At 60.1% G+C, this 25,748-nt stretch carries 21 protein-coding genes; 10 read left to right on the top strand and 11 right to left on the bottom strand.

What is annotated here, in order from left to right:
• The first annotated feature begins 327 nt into the window (after positions 1 to 327).
• Positions 328 to 474 carry a hypothetical protein gene (locus tag FHS02_RS12330; RefSeq protein WP_175424648.1) on the top strand — a complete coding sequence of 49 codons (147 nt, stop codon included), beginning with the start codon at positions 328 to 330 and terminating at the stop codon, positions 472 to 474.
• Between the two features lie 49 nt (positions 475 to 523).
• Here FHS02_RS12330 and FHS02_RS12325 read toward each other — a convergent pair whose 3' ends face one another.
• From FHS02_RS12325 to FHS02_RS12315, 3 genes are all read right to left on the bottom strand, one after another.
• Entirely contained in the window at positions 524 to 3,274 is a 2,751-nt protein-coding gene (locus FHS02_RS12325; protein WP_137311978.1) for a sensor domain-containing protein, read from the bottom strand.
• Between the two features lie 706 nt (positions 3,275 to 3,980).
• Positions 3,981 to 4,193: a hypothetical protein gene (locus tag FHS02_RS12320; protein WP_137311979.1), complete on the bottom strand. Its 213-nt coding sequence runs from the start codon at positions 4,191 to 4,193 to the stop codon at positions 3,981 to 3,983.
• 539 nt (positions 4,194 to 4,732) lie between these two features.
• Positions 4,733 to 5,131, bottom strand: coding sequence for a response regulator (locus FHS02_RS12315; protein ID WP_229422450.1), 399 nt, complete (start codon positions 5,129 to 5,131; stop codon positions 4,733 to 4,735).
• Between the two features lie 747 nt (positions 5,132 to 5,878).
• Between FHS02_RS12315 and FHS02_RS12310 the strand changes: the two genes are divergently transcribed.
• Both FHS02_RS12310 and FHS02_RS12305 read left to right on the top strand, forming a co-directional pair.
• Positions 5,879 to 6,817: a DNA/RNA non-specific endonuclease gene (locus FHS02_RS12310; protein WP_217496876.1), complete on the top strand. Its 939-nt coding sequence runs from the start codon at positions 5,879 to 5,881 to the stop codon at positions 6,815 to 6,817.
• Between the two features lie 7 nt (positions 6,818 to 6,824).
• Complete coding sequence (locus FHS02_RS12305) at positions 6,825 to 8,036, top strand: trypsin-like serine peptidase (protein WP_175424649.1); 1,212 nt, start codon at positions 6,825 to 6,827, stop codon at positions 8,034 to 8,036.
• A 114-nt stretch (positions 8,037 to 8,150) separates the two neighbouring features.
• Here the strand turns inward: FHS02_RS12305 and FHS02_RS12300 are convergent, their stop codons facing one another.
• Together FHS02_RS12300 and FHS02_RS31520 are read right to left on the bottom strand one after the other, a co-directional pair.
• Positions 8,151 to 8,840 (bottom strand): sensor histidine kinase, encoded by a 690-nt coding sequence (locus FHS02_RS12300; protein ID WP_371870570.1) that lies wholly within the window; start codon positions 8,838 to 8,840, stop codon positions 8,151 to 8,153.
• Positions 8,723 to 9,277 (bottom strand): hypothetical protein, encoded by a 555-nt coding sequence (locus FHS02_RS31520; protein WP_175424651.1) that lies wholly within the window; start codon positions 9,275 to 9,277, stop codon positions 8,723 to 8,725. The genes FHS02_RS12300 and FHS02_RS31520 overlap by 118 nt, the downstream gene beginning before the upstream one ends.
• Positions 9,278 to 9,547: 270 nt before the next feature.
• Here FHS02_RS31520 and FHS02_RS12295 point away from each other — a divergent pair, with 270 nt between their 5' ends.
• Entirely contained in the window at positions 9,548 to 10,327 is a 780-nt protein-coding gene (locus tag FHS02_RS12295; protein ID WP_217496877.1) for an abortive infection family protein, read from the top strand.
• Between the two features lie 380 nt (positions 10,328 to 10,707).
• A complete protein-coding gene (locus FHS02_RS12290; protein WP_137311983.1) occupies positions 10,708 to 10,917 on the top strand; it encodes a hypothetical protein in 210 nt (69 codons plus the stop codon).
• 375 nt (positions 10,918 to 11,292) lie between these two features.
• On the opposite strand, the gene FHS02_RS12285 is transcribed toward FHS02_RS12290, so the two are convergent.
• Complete coding sequence (locus FHS02_RS12285; RefSeq protein WP_137311984.1) at positions 11,293 to 13,368, bottom strand: PAS domain-containing sensor histidine kinase; 2,076 nt, start codon at positions 13,366 to 13,368, stop codon at positions 11,293 to 11,295.
• A 2,135-nt stretch (positions 13,369 to 15,503) separates the two neighbouring features.
• Here FHS02_RS12285 and FHS02_RS12280 point away from each other — a divergent pair.
• Entirely contained in the window at positions 15,504 to 16,343 is an 840-nt protein-coding gene (locus tag FHS02_RS12280; RefSeq protein ID WP_137311985.1) for a PEP-CTERM sorting domain-containing protein, read from the top strand.
• A 177-nt stretch (positions 16,344 to 16,520) separates the two neighbouring features.
• Here the strand turns inward: FHS02_RS12280 and FHS02_RS12275 are convergent, their stop codons facing one another.
• The 5 genes from FHS02_RS12275 to FHS02_RS12255 all read right to left on the bottom strand — a co-directional run bounded on the left by FHS02_RS12275 (position 16,521) and on the right by FHS02_RS12255 (position 22,272).
• Entirely contained in the window at positions 16,521 to 18,146 is a 1,626-nt protein-coding gene (locus FHS02_RS12275) for a methyl-accepting chemotaxis protein (RefSeq protein ID WP_137311986.1), read from the bottom strand.
• Between the two features lie 1,012 nt (positions 18,147 to 19,158).
• A complete protein-coding gene (locus FHS02_RS12270; protein ID WP_137311987.1) occupies positions 19,159 to 19,905 on the bottom strand; it encodes a hypothetical protein in 747 nt (248 codons plus the stop codon).
• Between the two features lies 1 nt (position 19,906).
• Positions 19,907 to 20,632, bottom strand: coding sequence for a P-loop NTPase family protein (locus FHS02_RS12265; RefSeq protein ID WP_137311988.1), 726 nt, complete (start codon positions 20,630 to 20,632; stop codon positions 19,907 to 19,909).
• Positions 20,633 to 21,055: 423 nt separating this feature from the next.
• Positions 21,056 to 21,679: a hypothetical protein gene (locus FHS02_RS12260; protein ID WP_137311989.1), complete on the bottom strand. Its 624-nt coding sequence runs from the start codon at positions 21,677 to 21,679 to the stop codon at positions 21,056 to 21,058.
• A gap of 161 nt (positions 21,680 to 21,840) precedes the next feature.
• A complete protein-coding gene (locus FHS02_RS12255; RefSeq protein WP_137311990.1) occupies positions 21,841 to 22,272 on the bottom strand; it encodes a hypothetical protein in 432 nt (143 codons plus the stop codon).
• Between the two features lie 552 nt (positions 22,273 to 22,824).
• Between FHS02_RS12255 and FHS02_RS32175 the strand changes: the two genes are divergently transcribed.
• The 4 genes from FHS02_RS32175 (at position 22,825) to FHS02_RS12235 (ending at position 25,668) form a co-directional block, all read left to right on the top strand.
• Positions 22,825 to 23,325: a PEPxxWA-CTERM sorting domain-containing protein gene (locus FHS02_RS32175; protein ID WP_137311991.1), complete on the top strand. Its 501-nt coding sequence runs from the start codon at positions 22,825 to 22,827 to the stop codon at positions 23,323 to 23,325.
• A 74-nt stretch (positions 23,326 to 23,399) separates the two neighbouring features.
• Positions 23,400 to 23,885, top strand: a complete 486-nt coding sequence (locus FHS02_RS12245) for a PEPxxWA-CTERM sorting domain-containing protein (RefSeq protein WP_137311992.1) — start codon at positions 23,400 to 23,402, stop codon at positions 23,883 to 23,885.
• A gap of 658 nt (positions 23,886 to 24,543) precedes the next feature.
• Positions 24,544 to 24,885, top strand: coding sequence for a hypothetical protein (locus FHS02_RS12240; protein WP_137311993.1), 342 nt, complete (start codon positions 24,544 to 24,546; stop codon positions 24,883 to 24,885).
• A 351-nt stretch (positions 24,886 to 25,236) separates the two neighbouring features.
• A complete protein-coding gene (locus tag FHS02_RS12235; protein WP_175424652.1) occupies positions 25,237 to 25,668 on the top strand; it encodes an antirestriction protein in 432 nt (143 codons plus the stop codon).
• Positions 25,669 to 25,748: the final 80 nt, after the last annotated feature.

Genomic DNA, 25,748 nt, shown 5'->3' with positions numbered 1-25,748 from the left:
ACCCCACGCCGTCTCCAGCCGGCGTCCCGCACGCGCGTGCCGGTCGCTCACCTGCTCATGCCAGCAGACTGTTGATAAAGGATTGGTTCAATTGAATTTTGCCGCAACAGTGCCGCCGGAAAGCCTTGATACGTTGGCCATGTCGCCAAGGACGGACACGCACAGTGCCCGATGGGTTCATCCCGAATACTTCAACGTGGACTTGGCAGGGCAGGGGCCTGTGTCCGACGCTCGGTCGATATCGACGTTTACCCCAATCGGCGAGTTCACCCCGGCAAGCCGACGTGCCGACGTACCCGGCTTGACCCAGTGCGGCGTGATCCGGACATGCTGACCCAGACAGAAGTCTTTGGCGTCCTGATAGTCCTGGGGTTGGCAACTGCCGTCGTGTGGATCGTATTGGAGATTCTTGAAGGACGCGAAGGTGGCACACGGCATCAGCATGACACCGAGCAAGTTGATGAAGACGAATGACAGTGCGCATAGTGCGGCGCGCAAGGCGAGTGTCGAAGTAAATCCAGTCTTACTGGCCGTCAGTGCGAGAGGCATGTTCTTGCGTCAAGAACGTCTCCAGTGCTGCCAGCGGCATCGGCCGGGCGAACAGATATCCCTGGCCTTCATCGCAAAGGGCGTCGCGCAGCGCTTCCATCGCCGCGCGATGCTCGATTCCTTCGGCGACCACAGACAACTTGAGCACATGCGCCATGTTGACGAGCGAGCGCAGGAAATCATCGCCGGCCGGATTTTCGGCCACGAACGAGCGGTCCAGCTTCAGTACGTCGATCGGCAGGCGCTTCAGGTAGGACAGGCTGGAATAGCCTGTGCCGAAATCGTCGATCGACAGGCGCACGCCCAATGCCTTCAAACCTTGCAGCACTTGTACGGACTGGTCGAGATCCTCGATCAGCGCGCTTTCGGTCAATTCCAGTTCCAGTGCCGCTGCCGGCAAGCCGGATTCGGCCAGGGCCGCTCGTACCTGTTCGATCAGGTCGGGCGAGCGCAACTGCCTCGCTGAGACATTGACCGACACGTGCAATGCCAGGCCGTAGCGGTCATTGAGGGACTTCACGTCGTGACACGCGGCGTTCAGTACCCAGCAGCCAATGGTGCCGATCTGGCCGCGCTCCTCGGCCAGCGGAATGAACTCCAGCGGCGGAATGCTGCCGAACTCGGGATGCTGCCAGCGCAGCAGCGCTTCGACGCCGAGCGTACGCAGCGAGCGTAAATCGACGCGCGGCTGGTAGTGCAGGGTAAACTGGCGCTGTTCCAGCGCACGATGCAGTGCCGCCTCCAACTGCAGGCGGCGCTTGGCCTCCTGGCACATGACCGGTTCGAAAAACTGGAACGAGCCATCGCCCAGCGCCTTGGCCTTGTACATGGCGGTATCGGCCTTCTGGAACAGTTCTTCGGTCGATGTGACGTCGGCACCGGCCTGGCTGATGCCAATCGATGCACCGACGCGCATTTCCATGCCGTCGGCATCGAATGGCTGGTCCATCGAGGCGAGCAGGCGCTGCGCAATGGCCGCCGCCGCGTCCCGGCCCTTGCAGTTCGCCGCGACCACGAATTCATCGCCGCCCAGCCGGGCCACCGCGTCGCCCGGACGCATGCATGATTGCAAGCGCCGGCCGACCTGTTGAAGCAGGCGGTCGCCGGTGGCGTGACCCAACGAATCGTTGACTTCCTTGAACCGGTTCAGATCGATGAAGAACAGCGTTGTAGCACCGGGGTTCCGACCCAGCATATCGGACACGCGCCGGTTGATCCAGGTGCGGTTCGGCAAGCCTGTCAGCGTGTCGCGCGTGGCCAGTATCTCCAGCTGCGCCTCGGCGTGCTTGCGCTCGGTGATGTCGGTAATAAAAGCCGTCAGCGAGCGTGCGTGGCCTTGCGCATCCAGTTCGATGGTCTGGTTGACCAGAGCGACGATGCGATGCCCCTGGCGATGCCGCAGCACGGTCTCGATGGCATGTTCACGGGTGCCAGTGTGGCAGATATTCAATGCCGCACTGGTCGCGCCGCCCACCAGGATTGTCGCCACCGGATTGCCGACCAGTTCCTCGCGCGAATAGCCAGACAGCTGGCATAGCGCGGGATTGATGTCCTCGACGATACCGGCGCCGTTGACGAGCATGTACCCGGCGGGCGTGATCCGGATTGTTTCCCGGAAGCGCCGCTCGCTGTCGCGGATCTGCTGTTCGGCGGCCACGCGCTCGGAGATGTCGTGGAAGAACACCGACAGGCCTTCCTCGTGCGCATAAATCCGCTCGCTGACCCAGACACCGACCGGTTCATAGAATGCTTCGAAACTGGCGCTTTCGCGGCATGCCATGGCCTTGCGCAGTTGCTCACCGACGATGGATTCAGCCAGGCCCGTCGCAACGTCCCACACGACCTTGCCGATGGCGCTGTCGCGCTCGACGCCAACGAAGGCCGCCGCGCGATGGTTGGCGTAGACGATTTCCCACGCCGGATTGACCGAGAAGAAGCCGTCGTTGATGCTCTCGAGGAGCGTACGGTTCTGCTCGGCCATGCGTTCCAAGCGCTGCACCATTTCTTTTTCTCGCGCGATATCGCGCGACACGAACACGGCTCCCAGACTTTCGCCGCTCGCGGGGTCGATGACCATCCGGGTCTTCGATGCCAGGGTCAGATAGTGGCCACGGGTATCGCGCTTGCGAAGTTCGATGGCGTCCGACCTGGTCTCGCCAGCCAGGATGCGGCCCATGTCGTCGTTCGCATGGGCGTGGTCGTCCGGGTGCACGAAGTCGATCGCGGGTTGCCCGACCAGCTGTTCTCTTGTCCACCCCAGGGTGCGCGTGAAGGACGACGAGACGTCGATATAGCGCCCGTCCAGTCCGCAGTAGCCGACCAGGTCGGTCGCATTGTCGACCATGAGCCGCAGCGTGGCCGCGCGGCGCGTGGCTTCTTCCAGTGCATCGTGGCGTTCGGTCACGTCAACCAGTGCGCCGGCATAGCCGCCCTCCGGCCGGGGCAGGCCGGTGACCAGCACGTGCCGACGTTGGCCGTCGCGGCACGCGACCTGCAACGCGCACTCGAAGGGCTGGTGCCGGGCCAGCACCTCAGCGAGTTCGCTTGCCACGGCTGCAGCGTTCGTGACCGCGACGGCAGCCAGCCAGTCCACGAGTGCTTGGCCAGTCATGTCGGGCAGCATCCCGGAGCACCACTCCAGCGGGGATGCGCACACGCCGTCCGCATTGATAGACCATGCCATATGGAGAAGCGGTTCTCTGCTTGCGGTGCGTTCGCGGATCATGATGGGCGGCCTCGTGTCGCAAGCGCGGCGCGCAGGCCTTGCTTGCAGGATGATCAAATGGAAGATGGCCAAGCCAGCGAAATGATGGGGGCCGGCAGCTCACGGATCTCGTTGGACAGACAGGGGCAGGGCCATAGTTAGCTGAACCAGCACGTTACCATGAACAGTTCCTTGCGGCAATTGTTCTGCGTACCTGCGTTGGTTCGTGGCGGCCATGCAACGCTATTGCTGGGACGGGAAGGGGCGGCGTTTACCGGTGAAAATCAATGCGTCCTGTCGCCAGTGACGCCCTGCGCACGTCGCCTTCTTGTGCAAGCGGTCTACCAGCTGGCAGCCTTGTGATAGGCAGCCTGTACCCAGAGAAGAGGTGCGCGGGCTGTGGTCGCGGTGCGGTTGCGCTCTCGGTTCCTGGTCGTCAAGTGCGCATTTCACGATTGGCGCCATCGTGCGCGCAGGGCAGCACACAGAGTGGGCTCCGTCGGTATTGCCTTCCGAGGGTACTGTTGAGATTGAGCGCATTGCCGAGACGTGCACCGTGCGTGCGGTATGACTTTGCCCTTAAGCTTGGGATGGTGGTCAATGCAGGTGAAAAATGCACGCTCACTATCGCGGAAGCGCTGTAGCGCATCGCATTGGAGCGACGTACGCGATAGGACGCTGCTGAGTAATTCTCAATCGATCAAGTCGAGACGGATGGTTTTCGAGACTACTGTCCAGCGTCGTTTCTGTCATTGGGTCGACCAGTTGTGGTCTGCTGAATCTGCCGGTGGTCATCCGAATACAGTAATCGATTGATCAGGTGCGGTGCAATTCCGACAGAGCGCAGGTACGCTTCAGCTTCGGACGTGCCCAGCATTTCTTTATAAACAAGACCAACCTGCAGGTGCTGCGCTGTCAGCACGTCTTTACGACTATTCATTTGAAAGTTGCTTATTTGACATGTGGGGGCGTACCCTAACCGATAGTCACGGTGACTGCAACACGTTAGCGCTGAGTAAAATCTAGTTTGTTCAGCCAAGGTGCCGACGTATACCTGCGCAGTTGACGGCAGCTTGACCATCAAGCGTGAACGAAGAAGCGCGCGCAGCACGCGCGTGGCAATGGCGCCACCACCCGGCCGAGAATCCGGGCTGCTCACCACGGACGCAGGTTCCAGTTCGGGGCACGATGTCGCGTGCCTGTGCCTGTGCCGGCGCGGCAGCGCCACGCACGGGACCGATCCTGATCGCGCGTTTTGCACCAAGACGTCTGCGTCAGGCGATTGCGGGGAATAACGAACAAGCTGGCATCGGTCGACGTTTTGACATAGCTGCAGCGCGGCCGTCAGCTCGATCGGATGTGATGTGCCGATAGGCTGGCGCTGCGGACGGTCATATAATGCAGCGCCTGTTCCGGCGTCGGCTCCGGGGCAACTAGAGCGGACTGCTCCCCGTGGAGCGCACGCTGCGCTTGCGCATTTCAGCTGACCAGCGCGACCAGATCCGAAAAGTCGGCAGGTTTGGTGATGTGGGCATCGAAACCTGCCGCCTTGCTTTTTTCTCGTGACGCGGCGTCACCCCATGCGGTCAGGGCGATCAGTTTGACGCCGGACATCTTCTCATCGGCCCGCAGCGCCGTGGCGACCTGATAGCCATCCAGCTGCGGCATGCCGATATCCAGAAAAATCACGCTGGGTGCGATGGCCTTTGCCGTGGCCAGTCCCTCGGGCCCGCCATAAGCGACTTCCACGTTTAGTCCGAACAGTCGCAAGGCTTCCGCAGTCATGTCTGCGGCGTCCGCATTGTCATCGACGATCAGTATTTTGTTGGCTGCCATATCTTCGTCTGAGGCGGTCTGGTGCCCGAGAAGCGCGATCACGCGCGCTCGGCTGAGTACTGGTAGTAATTATACGACTGCTTGTCGCTTCCCGCGATCATCCGGTGTTCAGGCCGGCCGTGCGGGCTGGCCCCACTGGGGTGCTCGCGCCGCATCAATGAAGATTGCTCGGTGATCTTCGAGGACGACGCTGACCCAGGTGGCGCAATACACGCCAGACCGTTTCAAGCGGTACGCCGCATTCGCACAGCATTCGGGCAGCAACGTAGATGCCGCAGGACCCCATGACGTCGATCGATGTGTCGATGAGCTGCGCGGTGTCCTTGTTATGTCGTGGTTTCATGGAAATATGCTCTGGTCGTGGATGAACGATTCGCGCATGAAGTGTAGAGAAATGGGCCGGGTGCAGGAGTACGTTTCGATTGGACATGACGGTAGTCTCATCTGACAGGCGATCAGTGCTGCCGTGACCGAGTCTTCATGTCGGCAAAGGCAATGGCCCGTGGCATCGCGCGTCAAAAACCGGCTCGCGGTGCAAGCGTCGGCGCTTGGGCTGCCGTCTGCCCAATCGCGCGTGGTGCGCGACGTCCGGAAACCGTGCGCAACGCAACAGTCGCCTACAATCTCACCCCATCCATGTCGCGTCGAACCTGGCGATGTCCGCCAGCCTGGATTGACGCGTTGACATGCTGCTGACATACCGGCCGTTTACGATAGGCCAGCGGTTCCTTTCCAAGCTACGGAGCGTTCATGAGTTCTGTCCAGGTCCACATTCCCCTCACGATTACCGTGTCGCTCGGCGACGCGATCACCACTGCTATCCCGGTACTTTCCACGCCAACGGAAGTACCCGTTCCGGACGGCCTGGAGCGCGTCGACATCGATCCGGATTACGCCGCGCGCCGTGGCTATGATCCGCAATTCCTGGGAGTGCCGGTGCCATTGCCGGTCCTTGACGAGGAACAGCGGCGCAACGCAGCCAAGAATGCGCGGGCCGGCGAGGGGCAGGATGCTGCGGTACTCCCGTACCACCATTTTTCCATTGTCATGAATCGCCGCCGCCAGCTGGCCTATTACACGGCGGTCAACATCGATGGCGCCCAGGCGAAGCAACCCAAACGTGATCGCGATACGTGGTATTTCGATCCGCGTATCGCCGAATCGGAGCAGATCGGCGAAGCACTGTATGCCCGCAATGCCCTCGATCGTGGCCACCTGGTACGCCGTTTGGATCCCGCCTGGGGCGTCGAGGCCCTGCAGGCGAACAACGACACCTTCCACTTCACGAATTGCTCGCCCCAGCATGCGGACTTCAACCAGAACAGCGAGACGTGGCTGGGCATCGAGGATTACCTGCTCGGCGTGGCAACAGGACTGCGTCGTCGCTTGACCATCTTCACGGGACCGGTCATGACCGAAGAAGATCCACTGTACCGGGGCATTCGCCTGCCGCGGCATTTCTGGAAGATCGCGGCCTATGTCGGCGACGATGGTGCATTGACGGTATCAGCCTTCCTGCTGGGGCAGGAAGGCCTGCTGGGTGGCCTGGAGCGTTTCAATCCGTCGACGTGGCAGGTCTCGGTCGGCGAAATCATCGCGCGCACGGGACTGGATTTCAGTGCCTTGTTGCCGTCGGAAGTTGCGATGACGGCGCGGCCAGGACTCGAAGCGATGGAGGAGGGCGGCCGCCGGCGCCTGGATGCCGTCAGCGACATCGTTGCCTTCTGAGGGCGCCATGAACAGGCTGCGTCCCGTCTATGAGCAAGCCAGCGCCCGCTTGGATGGCAAGGCCGGCACGCGGGCCCAGACCCACAAGCATATTGCCAGTCGTACCGTGCGATTGCTTGACCCACCGGTGACATCGATGCGTGCCAAGCGGTTGGTGCAGTCTGCGCTCACTGCTTCCGCCTTCGACGGTGAAGTGGCGCAGGAGTTGCGCGAGCAGCCGGATGTCAGCCAGCTCAGCGCCAGGGCACAGAACCAGCTGGAACGCGTCGTCAACGATGCGGACTTCCTGCCGGTGTGGTTCCTGCAGCGCGGCGCGGATTTGCGGCGCACCGTCGCGCAGGTGCAGGCCAGGTCGCCGGCCGGCGTGCAGATGAACGGCACCGGCTTCCTGGTGGGCCCCGGGCTCCTGCTGACCAATGCCCACGTGCTCGACTGGTCGGACATCGGTGGCGAATCGCTGGACGTGATCGTGCACGGGTCGACCGTGGTCTTCGACTTCGAGCAGCGCTTCGATGGCTCGTACGCACCGATGGCGACGTTTCGCCTGGATCCCGAGACGCTGCTGCTGGCGAGCCCGTGGAACGAACTCGATTACGTGCTGGTGGCGCTGGCGCCACGCAGCGTCGATGGGAAGGTCGCGGTCACAGACTATGGCTACAATCGCCTGACGGCGGAACTGGGCAAGGTTGCACGGGGCGAGCCGGTGTTCATCATCCAGCACCCGCTCGGCAAGGAAAAGCAGGTCGTGCTGAACGAGAATCGCCTGATCGAGCGCGACGAACGATCGACGGTACTGGTCTATGAGGCGGACACGAACAGTGGTTCGTCCGGATCGCCGGTCTACAACCGCCAATGGGAAGTCGTGGCCTTGCACCACGCGCCCCAGATTGCCCGCAACGAAAACGGGGAGGTGCTGTCGATTGACGGCGGCGTCTGGACCGAAGCGCAGGGGCCCGATCGAATCCAGTTCCTGGCGCTGAATGAGGGTATCCGTATCAGCAGCATCTTGCACGACCTGATACGGGTGTTCGGCGATTATCGGCAGAGCAACGCTATCCAGGCACCGCAACGGCTGACGTCGGAAGGCGCGGGCAAATTGGAAATCATGTTGCAGACCCTGGGCGCAACGCCCGACGCATTGGTGGCGCCTGTCCCGGTGGCGGAAAAAGCCCCGGCACAGGATGCCTCGCCAACGCGGCGCTACCCGCGACCTGATTAGGAGCCCCTGGCAACTGCGCTCCAGTAATGAGCGCAACGACATCGCAATGGCGACCCGGGGCCCAGTCGCTATTGGCCAATTCCCCGTACGGATGTCGTTGCGCGATTTGGCCACTCAAGAGGGGACGAAGGGGCGGCAGTCGACAGGAACGTCGATCAAGAATGTCGTGCCGGTCTCGGCGGAGCTGTCGACCGAGACGCTGCCACCGTGGCTTTCCGCGACCGCGCGAACGAAATGCAGGCCGATGCCCCAGCCTGGCACAGAGGCCGTCTGCACGTCGCGACTGAGGTATTCGAAGATATGGTTGTGCCGAGATTCTGGAATTGGGTTCCCCTCGTTGTGCACACTTAGCATGAGCCGCCCTCGTGACTCCCTGGTCGCGATCGTAATGGGCCGCTGGTCGCCATACTTGATCGCGTTGTTGACAAGGTTCTCCACGACGCGGCGCATGCACCCGCGGCACCAATAGCCCCAGACCGACCCACCGTTCAAGTCGACCTGGACACCGTCTGTGCCGTACCGGAAATTTTCCCTTTGGAGGTCATTAAGCATGTCGACGATGTCGAACCGCGACAAACTCAGTGGAATCTGGGCGCTGCCATGGTAGGCCAGGGCGTTGAGCAACTCGCTGATCATTTCACCGAGCCGGGACGCGTTGGTACCGATCGCGGCGGCGGCCCGGCGGGCTACCTCCTCCTGGAGAGACATGCGGATAAGCTGAGCGCCATTGGCAATGACCGACAGCGGCGTGCGCATGTCATGGGACAACGCGGCGGCCGTCCGGCGCCGTGACTCATCTTTGATGTCCATGAAGGCGCGCAAGACTCCCGCATCGCGGCGTTAATGGAGCTGTCGATAATATCCCAATCCTTCAGTCCAAGCGCGACCCGCCCATCAGTGAGCGCCGCGATCGACTCGCGCAGGATCTGATGTTCATGGATGAGGTGGTCTGGCGCATAGGGCGTCATGCGAGCGCGCTCCCGGCCATGCGCGGTGGCAAGGTTGGTGCCGCTCGATCCGATGCGCCTGGGATGCGTCGCGCTGAGCGCCTGCGCAATGTTGTCGAAAAAAGCGGGAAGGGTGTTGGTCAGCACCGGGCCTGCCAAATCCTTGGCGCCCTCGATGCGCTCGCGCACTTGCTGCTCCCAGTGGTCCATCACCGCGTCGCGCAGGGAGGCGAACCGCGATACCGTGGGGGATGTCCCGCGCCCGTGTTGATCCTGATCCGTAGCCAATGTCATGCAACCCTCGTTTTGTAGGCCTTTGCCCACGCTGGCGAAGTTGGGGCCGCGTCGACTGAGCCGCGCGCCGAGCGGCGCATTGAAGCCGTCGCGGGAGCGGAGCAAGCGGCCGGCGGAGTTCCGAGCGCGCATTTTAGCAAGAGCGTTTGGCAAGTAACGTCCGATTCAGGCGATGGTATGTCCGATGATGGAGTGGACCTAATTATCAGTAGGGAGTAGGGTTACTTTGGCCGCGTGTGCAATCTGTATGCAGTGAATTGATGAGCTACAATGGCGGCTTACCTTGATACCCGTGCTGCCATGTTCGCCAACTTGTCGCTGATCGAAAAAATAGAGGTCCTGCAGGATTTACTTGTGGACCATGCTACCGGCGGCGGGGCGGATGAAAAGGAGTACAAGGAACTTCGAGCTATCGTTATCAAGGACGGGAGTTCGCTAGGGAAAGCAGCACCGACGTTCTTGCGAACTTGCAGGGATCTGTCCCAATTCTGGCAGTTCATCAAGTTCAAATTTCCTACGTACGCGGAACGTCGTCGGTATCTGTGGGATGAGTTTAGTCCGTTGCTTGAACAAGCAGAACGTGTTGACGCGGCACCATCCGATGCGGTCATTTCGAGTGTAATTGCGCTGTTCGATTCCGCACATGTGATGGAGGCGTGGCACAAGGCGCTTGAGCGGCGAGGAGACGATCCGGAAGGGGCGATAACAATGGCTCGCACGTTGCTTGAGTCGGTGTGCAAACACATTATTGAAGAGCGCAACGGAAAGTGCGACGAAACTCCGGACATGAACAAGTTGTACCGGCAGGCGGCAGAACTGCTTAACATTGCGCCATCCCAGCATTCGGAACCCGTGTTTAAGCAAATACTCGGTGGCTGTACAGCAGTAGTGGAAGGGTTAGGGGCGCTTAGGAATAGGCTCGGTGACTCTCACGGGAAGGTGAAAGCGGCAGTCAAGCCTGCGGCACGGCACGCAGAGCTAGCGGTAAATCTTGCGGGAACATTAGCAATGTTTCTACTGGCAACGAGTCAGGCGCAGTCTCGGCGTTAGGGTTTCAGTTCAAGTCTAAGTGTTCCCGCAGCAGAGCTCCTACCTGGTCGTTAGCGCTGGTTTACGCACTCGCCTTTTGAGTTGTTCGAATTCACGGTCGTACTTCTTCATCCAGTATGCTGCTTCCTCTGTTTTACCTTTAACCTCCTCATCAAGTGCGATCCGATAGCTCGACACTACCGTAGCCGCCTATTCAACACATGGGTTATCAGATTTTTGATAGAACCCCGTAATCGTTTTCGGTATCACGCCTAGATTCTTGGCAGTCGTGAGGATTTCGGCGGCATTAGCCTTTTCTTTTCCGTCTTTTTCGACAAGAATCGTTAATTGCTCTTGGGTACAACGTGGCCCGGGGCAATCTGCAGCAGAGGTTACGAACAATGAACACTACAAGCAAATACAACGTCGAGATCGCAGCAAATCCCCCTGATCTGCCGGCCGGCTGGACCTTGCGGGTGCGCGACGACGCCGGTGAGGTAGCCTCTGGCGTCTTTTTTGTGGATCAAAGCGGCCCTGATCAACTCGGCGCTGCACAGGCCGCTTTTCGACAGGCCGAGCGATTTGCACTCAGCTGGCTTGCTGCGCATTGAGGCCCGGTGCTCGGGTTCATGTGCCACCGCCAGGTGAGACAGTACCGTGTGGCAGGCCGACCTCCTGGCTGGCAACGAGCCCGCCCTGCTAACCTTTGAGTTTGATGAGGGTCGAAACAGGGCCACATCTGCGGTGGCATCACGTGCACATCGTCGCATGCAACGATGTGGCGACATGCTTTCATACGAGGGCCGCAAATCCGATTGGTAGATGCGGCATCGGTGGATGGCATTAATGCAGGGGGCTGGTGCGACGGCACTTCAGCTTGAATAAATGCGAGCAGGTTGGCATCTGTCAGAGTGGCAGATCGTTATCTTTGTCGGCTGCGTGACATTTCTGCCGCAGCCGGATGCACTGCACCCGTGCAGCGTGTACTAGCGCGGCGGCGTGGCGCCGTCGATCAGGTCCAGGGTGACGGTAAAGGTACTCCCAGTGCCTGCGCCTTCGCTGCGGGCGCTGACCGTGCCACCGTGCATGGTGACGATATTGCGCACCAGGGCGAGGCCGATGCCCAGGCCGCCCAAGGTCCGGTCGGGAGAACGCTTCCCTTGCGTAAACAGCTCGAACACATGGGGCAGCAGGTCGTCGTCCAGGCCGATGCCGTTGTCGGCCACAACCATGTCGACGGTGTGGCCGTTGCGCGCCACGGTCAGCGTGATCCGGCCGCCGCGCGGGGTGTACTTGGCGGCATTATTGAGCAGGTTGACGAGCACTTGCACCAGCCGGTGGTAGTCGCCCAGCACCTGGGCGCCCGGCACGGCACCATTGACCGCCAAGGCATGGCCGCGGGCATCGATCAGGGGCAGTGACTGCTCGACCGCGCTGGTCAGGATGGCCATCACGTCGACCGGTTCGCGATCGAGTTCGATCAGGCCACGCGTGACGCGTGACACGTCGAGCAGGTCATCCACCAGCGACGTCATGTGCCGTACCTGCCGGTTGATGACGTCGCTGGCCCGGCGCACCCGTTCCTCGCTGGCGCTGCCCAGGCGCAGCATGTCCGCAGCGGACGAGATCGGTGCGAGGGGGTTGCGCAGTTCGTGCGCCAGCATGGCCAGGAATTCGTCTTTGCGCCTGTCCTGTTCCTGCAGCGAGCAGTACAGGCGCGCGTTCTCGAAGCTGTTGGCGGCCAGGGAAGCCAATTGCATCAGGATTGACTCGTCCTCGACCGTGAATTCGCCATCCGTCTTGTCGGACGCCTGGATCAGGCCGATATTCCGGCCGGTGCGGTCAATCAGCGGTACAGCCAACCAGCCCCGCATCGGCGGGTGGCTGCCGGCGTGGCTGCCGAAGCCCTTCCACGCCGGGTGCGCTGTCAGTTCTGCCTGCGTCAGCCGCATCACCTGGTTGGTGCGGCACACCTCCGCGTAAATGCCGGTGCCGTCCGTGTTGACTGCATAGTCCCGGTAGCGCGCGTACTTGTCCGACAGCGACACCGCATTGATCGCCTGCAGCCAGGTGTCACCTTCTGTCAGCGACACCACTGCCTGGTGCACCTGCAGGATGTCGCGCACCTGCACCACCAGGGCGTCGGCGATTTCCTTGCGTGACAGTGCCGTGTGCAGGATGCGGGAGGCTTGCGCCACCTTGGCCAGCAGGGCCGAGTTGCGTTTTTCCTGCTCCAGGCGCCGGGCCAGTTCCGTCTCGGCCATCACGCGGTCGTGAATATCTGTATTGGCACCGATCCACTCGCGGATGCCGCCGAGGGCATCGGCGATCGGCAGGCCGTTGACGGCCATCCACCGGTACTGGCCATCGGCCCGGCGCAACCGGTAACGGGTGTCGAACACGGATTGGGTAGCGACGCAACGGGTCCACAGGGCGATGGTCCCGGCGCGATCGTCCGGATGCAACGCGTCGAGCCAACCGAACTCGCGCCATTCCTCATAGGTCTGGCCCGTGAAGGCGCGCCACGAGGGCGAGTCCTCCAGCACGCGTCCGTCTGGCGTATTGGTCCAGACGATTTGCGACGTCGCCATCACGAGCAGGCGGAAGCGTTCCTCGCGGATGCGCAGTGCGGTCTCGGCCTCGATCCGCTCGGTAATATCCTCGTGCATCAGCATGACTTCGAGCACGGTGCCATCGCCGTCCTTGACTGGATGTGCACGCGCCGATACCCAGCGCGCAGGTCCGGCGCCGCCCAGCACAGCGACGTCATAGCGGATTGGGGGAATCTGGACTGATTCGCCGGCAAAGGCACGCGCGAGATAGGGCGTGATACCGCCGGCTTGCACTTGCGCATCCGTCAGCACGTTGTACTCGGCGCTGAGGACGTAGTCCATCAGGGCTGTGCCTGCGCGGATCTCCCACAGGTCTTCCCATGCCCGATTGACGCGCAAGGTGCGCCCGTCAGTGGCAAGGATCTGGATGCTGACGGGTGCCTGCTCGAAAAGCGCCTGAAGGCGGGTTTCGGAACGCGTGCGCTCGGCGAGCTTGGCGGATTGGATCATGGAAACGGGAAAGCAGTGTTTAATGGCTAGCAACGGCAGCGGCCAAGCATGATGTCACAGTTCCGGGAACGCCGCCCGACTATTGCCTGGTCAGCCAGAGCGCGGTTGCAGACATGTCCGCACCGGCGTGCCCGGTCGTCAACGGTCTCTAGATTTGCTCAACGGCAAGCCGTGCGGCGTCCTCGGCGGAATTCACGTTGCAAGGGCGTACTGCCGCTACGGTGGTAATGGTGTCAGCGGCACTCAGTGGGGCAGCGTTAACGCATTTAGCACTTCTGATCGTCCCTGACCAGTGGTGCGTCTGAATGCGACAAGAGAATCATTGACGCATTGTCCTGGCAGGCTGTTCCTTTACTGCACTATACGGCGTGCGTGAGAACAGCTGCGATACGATGCAATGTGGTTCAGCGAAGTCAGCAGTGGACGTCTACGGTGCGGCATTTAACGGAATGGACAACAACTTTTCGATATGGTGTTGGCCACGAAAGCGCAGAGATAATGACACGCAGAATTGATAACCGCACTGCCGAGCTGATTGATATTGCTCTTCTTACGAAACTGGCTTTTGACGAGACAAAGGTGACCAGCTTTGTTGTGTCAGTAGGCCTTCCCGTTCATCTCCTGGCTCAGGTTCTTTCCAGGCAATCTCATCAGCTTCGGCCAATTGGCATGGCTTGCTGCTCAGGAAGCAGCGCAGACCGCCGAAGCAGGCGAAATACCGCATAGCGCTGAATTTGCATTAGCTTGTAAGGATAGAATGATGAATAAGATACCGCGCGCGGATATATTGACCCGCCAGCACATCGAGGTTGCTATCGTGTTCCAACGAATGATCGGTACAGAGGAAGCGCTTGCTTACCTACGAAAACACAGAGTTCCGATTGACACTGCGCAACGAGTGCTGTTTTCCCCGAAAGATCGTAGGGGGCCACAGGTGGCCGCAAACGGCCCGCTCACCTACACGAGTGTCGAAGCTCACGCAGAAGGTGAGGGGCAATATCGCACTGCCGTCTCTTCTGCTGTACATACTTGAGTAGTGCTCATCGTTTTACGGATTTTAAATTCGATGCCGGTCTTCTCGAATTCACTGATGTAAGGTAATACTACCTGAATGGTTGTGCTCGTCTTTTTTCAGGCTCCGTAAGGATGCGCTTGATCTCCTCAGTTGACCAGCCTACGGAAGCGAGGAATTCCGCCCCAGCAGCGAAGCCATGCTCCACCTCGATGCGTATTGCCGTCTCAACAAGGGAGGCCCGCGAAAAATTCGCGCGGCGGCACGTCATTTCGATGTGTTGAGTTATCGGTAGAGTCATACGTCAGGATATCGAAAATCGGCACCGACAGTGCGTTGGGTTATGTCAGAACACCACTGCGTTGACGATTGCTGACATGGGGCCTGCGCTGACACGGACCGCAGTTATCTATCCGCAATGACAACACCATCAGATCTTGTATTGCTCAGGTCCTGTGTGTTCCGCTCGACACTGGAGGCGCAGTCATCGAAAGACTGCGGCTGCATTCCTGAACAAGCCGATAGCTGCGAAGGGACATCCGGCTGCGCAGATGCGCCACCAAGTCCTGCGCCGCGTTCGACGTAATACCGAACGTACCTGAATGGTCCCGTCGGGGGCCCGCCACCTTACTACCCGGCGTTGCGAAGTCATGCCGGACAGGACCCGCTCGATAATTTCCTCCGGTACCCTACCTGCAACCAGAAGGGCAGCCCCCCGTGAGGTTTCAAACGTACCTTGTACGATGACGGCAGCATCGACAAGTTCGGCTAGTTCAGTGTTCTGTCGGATCAACGTCTCCCCTGTGATTGAGCGCGCGCGACAAGCTTGCTGGCGACTAGATTTCAATGTGCAAGTGATTGTCCCGTTGACATTTTAGCAAATTGGAAGTGACGTTACTTTCCGATTCTTACCAGATATTTACGCCGATCTGCCCGGTCACGCCGCACAGTGCTTAAGCAACTACGCGCGGGTTCAGGAGCGCTGATGGGTCGCTTACGGCCGCGTGCTTCTTCGTCATGACTTGCCGTATCTTTCTGAATTTGACCGAGGGGCGGGTTTTTTACTGGAACGTGGAGCAGGCGCCTGCTACGCTGGAAATGAAATCCCAGCAGGAGAGCCGCTATGAAATTATTCACCGCCGTGTTCGCGCTTGCACTTGCCGCCCACCCGGCACCAGCCTGTGCCGGCGCCTCCGGCAGTGTTACCGTGGGTCAGCTGACTTATACGCTTGTCGACCTCGATACGGCAGACGGTATTGCCCCTTCGCTGGTGTTCGAACCGCTGCCGAATCCCAACCCGTCGGATCCGAGTCACCTGGGATTCGCCAGCGTTGTTTACAGCATGGGGTTTGATACCGGCCACCAGGAGCAGGCTGCGGTCGGCACCGAGCCGCTCGAGCTGAGCTACGACTTGGGCAGCGCCGGGGCGGTCACCGGGCGGCTCGATGGCCGCGCCATGCCCGCCACACAACAGCTGACTGTCGAAGCAAGCGCCAACTACGGCACGCACGGTGGCGTGCGCACCGGCGCATACATGGACACCGGCTACATGGGCTTCACGTTGTCGCCGCGCACCCGCGTCGAATTCAGCACGATCATGCACGTTCAAGCCGGGGTGACGAGCGGGCCGGCGCTGAACGAATGGTTCTTTGGCAGAGGCGTTATGAGCCTGTGGTTCGGGGACTTGCCGGAGCCGACAGCCTATTACCAGGACGCTGCGTTTGCCGCCGCAACCGTCGATCCGCTGTCGGGCCCGCGCAACGTGGACGAGTCGTGGACGATGACTGTGGCCCATGACAACACCAGCCTGGAGGGCCAGCTCGGCACGGTTACCTTCAATACCTCGACCACAGCCCAGTCCGTTTCGTTCGTGCCCGAACCAGGTGCGCTGTCCATGGCGCTGGCGGGCTTGCTGGTCCTTGGCGGCGCGCGGTGGCGCGCGCGGTCGCGGCGGCGCGTCTGACGCCGCGGCTGGCTCCACCAGGAAGCTTTCCAGGCTTGCGCTCCCGCTAGACTTTGACCACCCGATCAAAGCCACTACCTTCCTGCGCAACGCCAGCGCGCACCGCCGATCTGCAGGCCGGCACAGACTTGCGGAACACGCAATTCCTTCACCGGCTGGCATCTAGCGATCCTGAAGTCAAAATGCTGCCGCAGCCTTTGGCGTATTCGATTGATAGCCACGAACAGCGACTGCGCCGCTGTGGTGCTTTCCGCTGCTACCAACCAATTTGAACGTACTGACCAGCTGGGAAAGGGAACCTGCCTGGTCTTCCAAAGAGCTTGCCGCGGCTGCCGCTTCTTCAACCAAGGCAGCATTTTGCTGCGTGACATCATCCATTTGAGTGATCGCCGCGTTGACCTGCTCGATACCCAGCGTTTGCTCGGCGCTTGCGCTGGCGATATCGGCCATGATTGCCGTGACGCGCGTGATGCTATCGACGATCTCTTGCATCGTGGTACCTGCTTGTTCGACGAGCTGTCCCCCGACGTTCACCTTTTCTACCGAGTCACTGATCAGGTTTCGTATTTCTTTCGCGGCCGCCGCCGAGCGCTGCGCCAAATTACGCACCTCGGACGCAACGACTGCGAAGCCCCGTCCCTGCTCGCCAGCCCGTGCCGCCTCGACCGCAGCGTTCAACGCCAGAATGTTGGTTTGGAATGCGATGCCGTCAATAACGCCGATGATGTCTGCGATCTTTTTGGAAGATTCATTGATTGATGACATGGTGCCAACAACTTGTAAGACAACGTCGCCGCCGCGCGTTGCGATGCCCGAGGCATTCTGCGCCAGGACGTTGGCTTGACGTGCGTTGTCGGCATTCTGGCGCACCGTGCTCGTCAGCTCTTCCATCGACGAGGCCGTTTCCTCCAATGAGCTGGCCTGTTGCTCTGTGCGCGCCGATAGATCAAGGTTGCCGGCAGCGATCTGCTGTGAAGCTGTGACGATCGTATCCGTGCCGGCGCGCACTTGCGACACCGTCTTCAGCAAGCTCTCGTTCATACTCTTCAGCGCCGCAAGCAAAGTGCCGACTTCATCTGTCGAAGTCACCTGGATATCTGCGGTCAAGTCACCGGAGGCCACCTGTTGGGCCACGCTGACCGCGCGAGCCAGCGGGCGCGTAATGCTTCGAGTAAGCAAAGCACCTAACACCACGCCGAACCCTAATGCCAGGGTTCCCAAGGCAATCAGGAGCCTTTTGGCGTGTGTATGAACTTCCTCGATCCGGCGATTTGCCTCCTGGAACAGCTTGTCTTGATAGATAACGACGGCATCAATCGTCGCGAGATATTTCTTCATTTCCGGAACGAGCTTGTCGACGACGATCGCTTTGAAATCGGCACTGGTGCCAAGATCGGCCTTGCGCTTGAAGACGTCGTTACGGATCGCGCTGTAGGTCTTGCGCTGCGCGGCGACAGCTTGCAGGTTCGCTTTTCCTTCTTCGCTAGTGACGAGGCCTTCCAGTTCCTCTTGCACCTTGCTCACCTGGGCACTCACTTCTTTCATTTCACTGTCGAGTACTTGCTCTTCAGCCGGGTCGGCGCTCCGAGCTTTCGCGAGCGTTCGGACACTGTTTGTCGCGATACCTTCCCGCCAAGCAGCCGCGAGCTTCGCCTTGTGACTCGCTTCGACCATTTTTCCTTTCGCAACGTCGATTTCATGAAGTTGCCACAAGGTGCCGCAAAGTATGGTGCCGAGTAAAAGGAGGATCAATGCAAAGGCTGCACTCAGGCGAGTTCCGATGCTCAGATTGGTAAGGTTCATAAGTATGGGGATGGACAACGCTAACAAGGTAAGCTGTAAGCGCACCGAGATCAGGAGCCCTACAGCGGGACACTATATAGGATACATTCTTTCAAATAATAGTGATAAAACGGCCGTCGAAAATCTCTTATTCATATCAGCAATATAACGTAAAGTCGTCGCATTACAACATTCTGATGACACGGATTCAACTGAGTTGGCGAAATAATACCTGTAGTTTGTAAGGAATCAACTTATATGATTTATTGCTATCTGAACGGCTTTGAATTATTTCTCCATGGATGTGCTAACGGTACTTGTCCGGATAAATGTTTGCAGCGAACACAGCACTAAAGTTTATTCGATGAAGCGGCTCGCCATTTATGGAAAGCCATCTCTTTTAATGCGTATGGCCGTGAGTGCGGGAACATGCCTCACTTACTTCGATTGGATTTCAGGTTTCGAGAGATAGAGAATGACATATTCCGAAAAGTATGATAATAAAATGTCTATTTCTGTGCTGTCTATTGCTTATGCTAACTTATACGAAGATATTCTTACAATGTCGGGCCAGCTACTATGCCCGAGCAGAACAGGGGCGCACATGCTTATCTGGCACCGGTGTGGCAACGGCTAAGTGCGAGTAGTTGAAGAAATACGAAGCAGTAGAATCTCCTGCATCGTTAGAAGGCAATGTACACGATGAGCATCGCAAACTATGATCCTACTCAAGTATTGGGCACTGACGGTTGGTGGCCTACAGTTTTCGGTCCAATCAGACGCTGTACGGCACTGAACTCATTGCATAGATCGCGATCAGCGTGTCGCGACGGTAGTCCAGCTTCTCGTACTCAGGCAGTCAGAACGTTGATGTGGAGCTGGGTTAGGGCAACTGCTTCAGAAGATCGCCGAACTACTCGGTCAAAACGTTTTTTAGTATAGGACCCTGTATTGTTTGATCCACGGGACAACCGGGAAAGCGTGGTCGCAATTGGATCTGTTCAGCCTGATGTCGCTATCGAAGGACGATCCTTTACTCTCCGCTACGATTCTGGAACGTGCGAGTCGTTGCAGGAGGTACCGCTAGCGTGTCTCCTGACTTCGTGTGCAGCGCGCTACCGATCAGTGTGCGCTGGTGGTCTGCAAGCTTTGGCCAGGCGGCGTCAAGGAGCATGCCATTGTGAAGCAAACGCCTTTGTTCGGCGTCCGGTCCGCGTGTCAGGGCCAGCGTCGCGATGCTGCCGACGGCGAGGCCGAATGCCAGGCCAACGCAGCATGCCGCGGGGTCTCTCCACCAGTGACGCCACCCACTGCGGCGCAGAACGTTGCGCCGAATGTGGTCGAGGGTCTCGGCCGCCGTGCGGGCGAAGCTGGCGCGCAGGGCGGTCAGTTCCTGGTCGCTGACGGCGTGGACGCCATCGGCCATCTGGGCGTAGGCGCGGGCCACGGCGCGGTCGACGGCTTCAACGTGGGCGCGGCTGGCCGCGACCGCGGCGGCCATTTCTGCCGTGGCTTCGGTGGTTCGCTTGGCCAGCTGGTCGCCGATGCGTTGCGCGATGTCGTCGAGCATGCTCGTCTGCAGCAAGGCGGCCACCACCACCGGATCGTCGCGGGTGACTTTCTGGCCGGTGAGCTTGAAGATTTGATGAATGACGTCGTCGACGTGGTCATCCGCCGGCGGGGCAGGGACCGGCGGGTAGTCGATGAACTCGGGCATAACTGGTTCTATTCGCTCCGAATCTTCGAGCGATAGTTCTTGCTGCTTGGGGCGTTTGGCCATGTCACAGTCCGATCGCGGCGAGCTGATTGAAGATCATGTCGCGCGTCATTTTCAGGCGCTGGCGCGGCATGATGCCGAAGTGGTCTGAATTCAGCGCTTCGGCGAACGTGAGTTTTCGCTGCAGCATCAGCTCGACGTCCTTGCCGAACGTGTCCGCATTGGCGCGTTCGAGTCGGACGATGCCACGGATGCGGTCGGCGTGGCGTTGATAGAGAATGGAGTCTTCGAAGCCGCGGCCGTCGCGTCGGACCGGGCCGAAGTATTCGTTGATCCAGAGGACGACGGGCGCCTGGTGTGCGGACAGCACGGTTTCCAGCCCCAGTTGCGTATCGTCGAATGCCTGGCCACCGGTCAGCACGCAGTGCAGCAGCACGGGTCGGCCAGCGTCGCGCAGTACCGACAGCACGTGGTTCTCGACAAGGTAGGCCATCAGCGGCACGAAGGTCGAGGCGCCGTTGTCGATGACCGCGATCTTGTCGTCCCACAGCAGGGCATCGACCAGGCTGTCGAAGGCGCGGGGGTTGATGTTCTTGTCCGGTCCGAGGATATCGGTACGCTTCGCACCCAATGCCCCGTACTGGCTGAAGGTATCGTTGACGGGATCGGTGTCATAGCAGCTGATCGGCACGTCCCGGTGCAGCAGGTACTGCGCCAGCAGCGCGGAGCCCAGCGACTTGCCGACGCCGCCACGGCCCTGCAGCATGAGGTGTACGGTATTCGTGTCCATGAGGGGTTCCTACCAGGGAGTTTGGGGTTTTCCGGGTGTCCATGCGCACATCGGCAAGCTGGGCGCCGCACGACGTCGGTTCCTGCAATCTTGAAACAGGTATGCGACGCGTTAGGCTCTACGCGGACGTGCATGGGGATTGCGCATCGTTTCACCACAATCCGCCATGCCTGGTCATGTGCCCGCACGTCGATTGGCACGCCACGTCCGCAATGCTGGCATCAACGCTACCAGTCTGCACGGCGCGATGGCGGTCCGCTTTCATTTTGGTGCTTTGACGTGGGCCGCACTGCCAGGGCGCTGCCGCGGTTACCTGGCTCGAGTGTAGCGATCGGCGATGAAAACGGCTTGCGGCAGGTCAGGTGAAGTTAAGTGCGCTAGGATGGTCGATGATGTTGCGGCTGCTCCAGACTTGCCGCATGTTCAATGCTGGCGTCCGCGGCTGGCACTCTCCTGCAGCCGCCGAATGGCGAGCGGCAGTTCCGCGCTGGAACCTTCGCGATACGATGGCCAAGGCACAAAGGGTTGGTCAAGGTAATCGCCGAACACGATGTTGCTGGGGCATCGGTAGGTGGCTTCGCGGCGATCCGGCTCGAGTCTGACAAGGATAAAGCCGCGTGCACACGGCACACCCGCTTCTTCGGCGATCGACGCATCGAGGTACCCGGTCCGCTCCTTGTCCTGGTAGAAGTGCAGATGGTCGAGTGCCGTGAACCCCAGGTAGAGACAGCCGAGAAGCGCGGCGAGTGCCGCCGCACTGAAGGGTGTTTTTTCACTGCTGCGTCGACCGCCATACAGAACCGCTGCACATCCCACTGCCGTCATGATGGCGCCTGCGAGCAGGATCTGGGGTGTTGCTTGCTGCCAGCGCAGTTCCGGCATCATCAGTGGCAGGAAGACAGAGGCACTGCTGATCCCGGTGCCCAGGAAGGTCACCAAAGCGGCGAGCTGCCGCGATGGTGTCGCCCTGTTTTTGGGACTGACCGAGCTGAAGAATGCCCAGATTCCGTACAACATGATGCAGTTGATAGCGATCAGAAACGTCATGGCCGATGGGTGCGGATAGAGAGTCTTGCAAGTTTATATGAGTCTAGTGTTTTGCCACCGTAAAGCTCTGACCAGCGTCCCATGAGACTGTCTGGCTAACGCCGGCGTGTCAACGTGTGTGAGATCCGCGGCGAACAGCAGGCACCTATCGGTCACGTGGATCAGTGACGCCGAATCCATCGGAATATGCGTCTCATGAAGCGACGGATTACATAGCCATCGATGCTCGATGCCAGCCTGCGCAGTTGCTGCTTGGCGTCGCAAGGCAATGTCGTGGCGGCGAGTTGCCTGTTCAGGAGGAATTCCCCGATCAACGTCGCCAGCACTGCCAATACCGCGAGCGCTGGGGCGACGTGTTCGATGATGTCGAACAGGTAGCGCATGCTGCCGAACAGCTGGGGCGAGTCGCTGACGATGCGCGCAGAGACGACCGCGGCGATCAACAGCAGGAGGTTGTAGACCACCACCTTGTGGCGGATCGTCGCGAGCGACTCGGCACCCTGCATGTAGGCTGCTGCGTAGAGCATCTGGTCGTCATCCAGGTCCAGTTGTGCAAGGCGATATGGCATGGCGGTGTCGAATGTCTCGTCCATGATCTTTCCGGTAGCGAAGGCTGGAGGAGCCGGTGCAGGTCCTTGCCGGCTCGGGGATTATCGACGGTGGGTCGAGTACGCTGTTCCGTGATCGCCGACGGGTTGAGCCAGATCAAATAACGTGCAGCTAGCGGTAGTGAGGTATCGGAAGGATCTGGAGCAGGGAACGCTGTCGGCCAGTTAGCTTGCGCGCCTTACCTGAACAGTACGGAAACTGGACCCGCCGCCGTCTATGCCGATGAGCCACTTCCGACCGCTCCAGCAGCGAATCGAGGGTGATCGTTTTGTCCGGCGCCGCCTCCCAGAAGTCTGCGCGCACCTGGGCCGCGCTGGGAATTTTCGCGCGTGAGGAACAGTGCAGTGTCCAGCCCGAAAGGCGTCAGACTTTCGCCCCGGCCCTCGGCCAACATTTGCCCTCCCGGCCTGAGCATCGCGATGGCAATAATGCAACCGCTTAGAACAAAACCGGATGCAGACATGCTAACGTCACAACGCCATGGGGCCATGTACGCCGTTGCGTAGTACCCATCTCAACCACTTCTAAGGACTGCAATGAAACTGACTCGTGTCTTGTGCAGCACTGCTGTTGCAGCAACACTACTTTGGGCCCACGCGGCGAACGCGGAGCGGTACCAGTTCATCCTGAGCGGCGACTACTCGGCGAAGTGGGTGCTCGATACCGATAAGCCGGACAGCGCCTCACCTGGAAATGGTATCTCCTATTACGATGTGGCCGGCACGTATCCCGGCTCTCCCTTTGACATAGCCGACATTCGCTTTGGTAACGGCTCACAAGGTGGCGGGCTCTTTATTGTTGATTCCGGAACTGCCACACCGTTACTGCAGAGCACAGGTCCGCAGATCTATGGCGGCAGCGAAGATAATTTCGTGTTTGCCGCAGGTACCTATGCACTGTCCGGGTTTGACGTCCTGACTGGTGCAGGTAGCTACTCACTGAACATTTCCGTCGTGCCCGAACCGGCAACGTACGGCATGCTGCTAGCAGGCTTGGGTCTAGTCGGGGTCACACTGCGCCGTCGCCAAGTCAAGTGAACAAAGCAGGCCGCTGGCCAAGCTTGAATTAAGCCGTCGCATGGCGGTATATCAACCATTCACTAAGGACTGCAATGAAACTGACCCGTGTCTTGTGCGGCGCTGCGGCTGCGGCAACACTACTTTGGGCCAACGCTGCAAACGCGGAACTGTATCAGTTCACTGTAAGCGGCGACTACACGGCGACGTGGCAGCTCGACAGCGATCAGCCGAGTGTCTACACGCCGGGTAGGTATGTTCGTTACACACTAGTCGCCGGCTCGTTTCCTGGGTCGCTCTGGGACATAGCCGACGTCACCTTCGCAAGCAACGGAATGGGGATTGGTGATTACGCGACCGGCTTCCGCCTGTTAACCGCCGACGGTCGCCAGGTATATGCCGAGAGCGAAGATGGTTTCGAGTTTGTGCCCGGTACATATGCGTTGACGGAATCCTACGCTTCTCGTTTGGGTCGCTACACGCTAACCATTTCGGCCGTACCCGAACCAGCAACGTACGGCATGATGCTGGCAGGCTTGGGCCTGGTCGGCGTCGCACTGCGCCGTCGCCAGGTCAAGTGAACAAAACGGATCGCACGGGCTAGCTTAACTGCGTCGCTACGGACATCGTTCGCGTGAACGATGCTCTTCTGTCGATGGAGTGCCCGACGGTCACCCTGAAGGGTGGCTGCGCACGCGTGGTCCTTGATCAGGGTGCACTGCACGCTGACCTCGCGGCCTGGGCTCGTGTCTCGGTAGACGAACAGCACCTGGTCGACCGTGACATTCGAAGCGGCGAGCGACAGGCCTGCAGCCTTGGCGGTGCAGCCGGCAATCACGGATAGTATGGCGTGACGAAGCTTCGGTGCCGACACCGTTAAGCCTTGCCGTTCCGATCAGCCCATGGATGTTGACCACCTGTTCGCCACCGCTCAGCAGCCGTCTGAGCAGCCGTCTGTTCTCCGTCCCGTAATACGAAGGTGACGCCTCAGAACGGGCATTGCTGTACTTTCAGCTTTGTCGGTTACTCGCTCCCTGCCAGGCCGATGTTCCGATTTGCATAGGCGAGGCAGTCGATCGATGTAGCCACCTTTGCCGCATCGCCAATCATCCTCCAGGCGAGCCGAATTTTCTGTCCGCAGCCACCATGCTATGGCCTACCCCATACAGCGCGGGCATATGCTGGTGCGGCCAGCAGCCACGGCTTCTCTCCAGTGGCGGGATGATGTCGGTCCGGAGCATGGCGCAGGGCTGGGCGATGCCCTGCGGGCCCGTCCTCCTTTCGGGTTCGCTGCGCTCCGTCCCTGCGGGACCGGCCTGCGGCCGCCTCCAGTCCTCCTATCGCAACGTCAACGTCAACAGCAACGTCGACGTCAACAGCGAAGGCCGCGTCAACGGCATGGCACCGCAGCAGCAGGCTGCAGCGGCGCCACACAGGTCTGTCCGGATCGCGCAGCGCAGGCGCACCGCTCAGGATGAAGAGCAGGGCAAACCCGGCAATGCGTTGTCGTGCCCGCTGCGCGGGTCGGCCGGCCCAGTCAAATGCCACGTCAACCCCACAAGGCCTGAAGTGAGGGCATGAAGGCTTTCAAGGGACATGCCAGCAAACGACGCTGTCATGCCCCTTGAGCCGCCGCTTGCGCTATGAAACCGGCCGCCTTCTCGCCCTTTGACAACCCCTACGAAAAAACGGCGGCAGCGGGGCCACGGGGCCCATCGCGCGAATCCCCCCACAAGCCCCCCGGGTAGGGTGAGGGGGGCTTGTGGGGGGATAAACAGCGCGACGGGCGAGCAGCAAGCGGCCCGTCACGCCCCACTGCCTGGCAAACCACCCACTCCCCGCTCGCCCTGAGGGCGAGAGCGAGAGAGATCAAATGAGAGGATGCGATTTCGACCTCTCTTTCTGATCAACATCTTTCTGACGGAGGTTGTCATGGATTGCAGCAATGGAAATGCGGTGGTGGAACGGGTGGTGCGCGCGCAGCGGGTGGGGGAGGCAGGACGAATCGACTGCCTGCCGCGGCACTTCGGGGTGATGGGCATCGTCGCCGAGCATGCAACGTACGGCACGCTGGCCCGCCTGTCCGAGAATTACCGGGGCGGCTACTGGCACTACTACGAACTCGATAACGGCGGCTTCTACATGGCGCCCGATGGCGACAAGCCGTACCTGATGATCGTCGAAGGCAACGGTTACGAGGGAATCGTCAGCCCCGACGCGGCAGGCATTATCGCGTGCGCAATGGTGTATAGCCACTTGTCGTTCCGCTGGGATGGTGCGCAGTTCGTGCGGGCATTCCACCAGTTACGCGAATTCATCTTCATGCACGGCGAGCACACCGACATCCTGCAGGCGCTGGATTGACGGCAGGGCGCGGCGGTGTTCTGCCGGCAGCGCCGCCGCACCATCCGATGCCGGTTTTGACTGTCATTCAATGGAGGTCA

Source organism: Pseudoduganella umbonata, from assembly GCF_014192225.1.
In the GTDB taxonomy this organism is placed as follows: Bacteria; Pseudomonadota; Gammaproteobacteria; order Burkholderiales; family Burkholderiaceae_D; genus Rugamonas; species Rugamonas umbonata.
This window is presented reverse-complemented; position numbering and strand designations above follow the sequence as displayed.

What these genes read in the sequence shown, in the direction of transcription:
- FHS02_RS12330 (WP_175424648.1), top strand. Translation starts at nt 328, where the DNA reads ATGCTGACCCAGACAGAAGTCTTTGGCGTCCTGATAGTCCTGGGGTTG.
- FHS02_RS12325 (WP_137311978.1), bottom strand. Translation starts at nt 3,274, where the DNA reads ATGATCCGCGAACGCACCGCAAGCAGAGAACCGCTTCTCCATATGGCA.
- FHS02_RS12320 (WP_137311979.1), bottom strand. Translation starts at nt 4,193, where the DNA reads ATGAATAGTCGTAAAGACGTGCTGACAGCGCAGCACCTGCAGGTTGGT.
- FHS02_RS12305 (WP_175424649.1), top strand. Translation starts at nt 6,825, where the DNA reads ATGAACAGGCTGCGTCCCGTCTATGAGCAAGCCAGCGCCCGCTTGGAT.
- FHS02_RS31520 (WP_175424651.1), bottom strand. Translation starts at nt 9,277, where the DNA reads ATGACATTGGCTACGGATCAGGATCAACACGGGCGCGGGACATCCCCC.
- FHS02_RS12295 (WP_217496877.1), top strand. Translation starts at nt 9,548, where the DNA reads ATGGCGGCTTACCTTGATACCCGTGCTGCCATGTTCGCCAACTTGTCG.
- FHS02_RS12290 (WP_137311983.1), top strand. Translation starts at nt 10,708, where the DNA reads ATGAACACTACAAGCAAATACAACGTCGAGATCGCAGCAAATCCCCCT.
- FHS02_RS12285 (WP_137311984.1), bottom strand. Translation starts at nt 13,368, where the DNA reads ATGATCCAATCCGCCAAGCTCGCCGAGCGCACGCGTTCCGAAACCCGC.
- FHS02_RS12280 (WP_137311985.1), top strand. Translation starts at nt 15,504, where the DNA reads ATGAAATTATTCACCGCCGTGTTCGCGCTTGCACTTGCCGCCCACCCG.
- FHS02_RS12275 (WP_137311986.1), bottom strand. Translation starts at nt 18,146, where the DNA reads ATGAACCTTACCAATCTGAGCATCGGAACTCGCCTGAGTGCAGCCTTT.
- FHS02_RS12270 (WP_137311987.1), bottom strand. Translation starts at nt 19,905, where the DNA reads ATGGCCAAACGCCCCAAGCAGCAAGAACTATCGCTCGAAGATTCGGAG.
- FHS02_RS12265 (WP_137311988.1), bottom strand. Translation starts at nt 20,632, where the DNA reads ATGGACACGAATACCGTACACCTCATGCTGCAGGGCCGTGGCGGCGTC.
- FHS02_RS12260 (WP_137311989.1), bottom strand. Translation starts at nt 21,679, where the DNA reads ATGACGTTTCTGATCGCTATCAACTGCATCATGTTGTACGGAATCTGG.
- FHS02_RS12255 (WP_137311990.1), bottom strand. Translation starts at nt 22,272, where the DNA reads ATGGACGAGACATTCGACACCGCCATGCCATATCGCCTTGCACAACTG.
- FHS02_RS32175 (WP_137311991.1), top strand. Translation starts at nt 22,825, where the DNA reads ATGAAACTGACTCGTGTCTTGTGCAGCACTGCTGTTGCAGCAACACTA.
- FHS02_RS12245 (WP_137311992.1), top strand. Translation starts at nt 23,400, where the DNA reads ATGAAACTGACCCGTGTCTTGTGCGGCGCTGCGGCTGCGGCAACACTA.
- FHS02_RS12240 (WP_137311993.1), top strand. Translation starts at nt 24,544, where the DNA reads ATGGCGCAGGGCTGGGCGATGCCCTGCGGGCCCGTCCTCCTTTCGGGT.
- FHS02_RS12235 (WP_175424652.1), top strand. Translation starts at nt 25,237, where the DNA reads ATGGATTGCAGCAATGGAAATGCGGTGGTGGAACGGGTGGTGCGCGCG.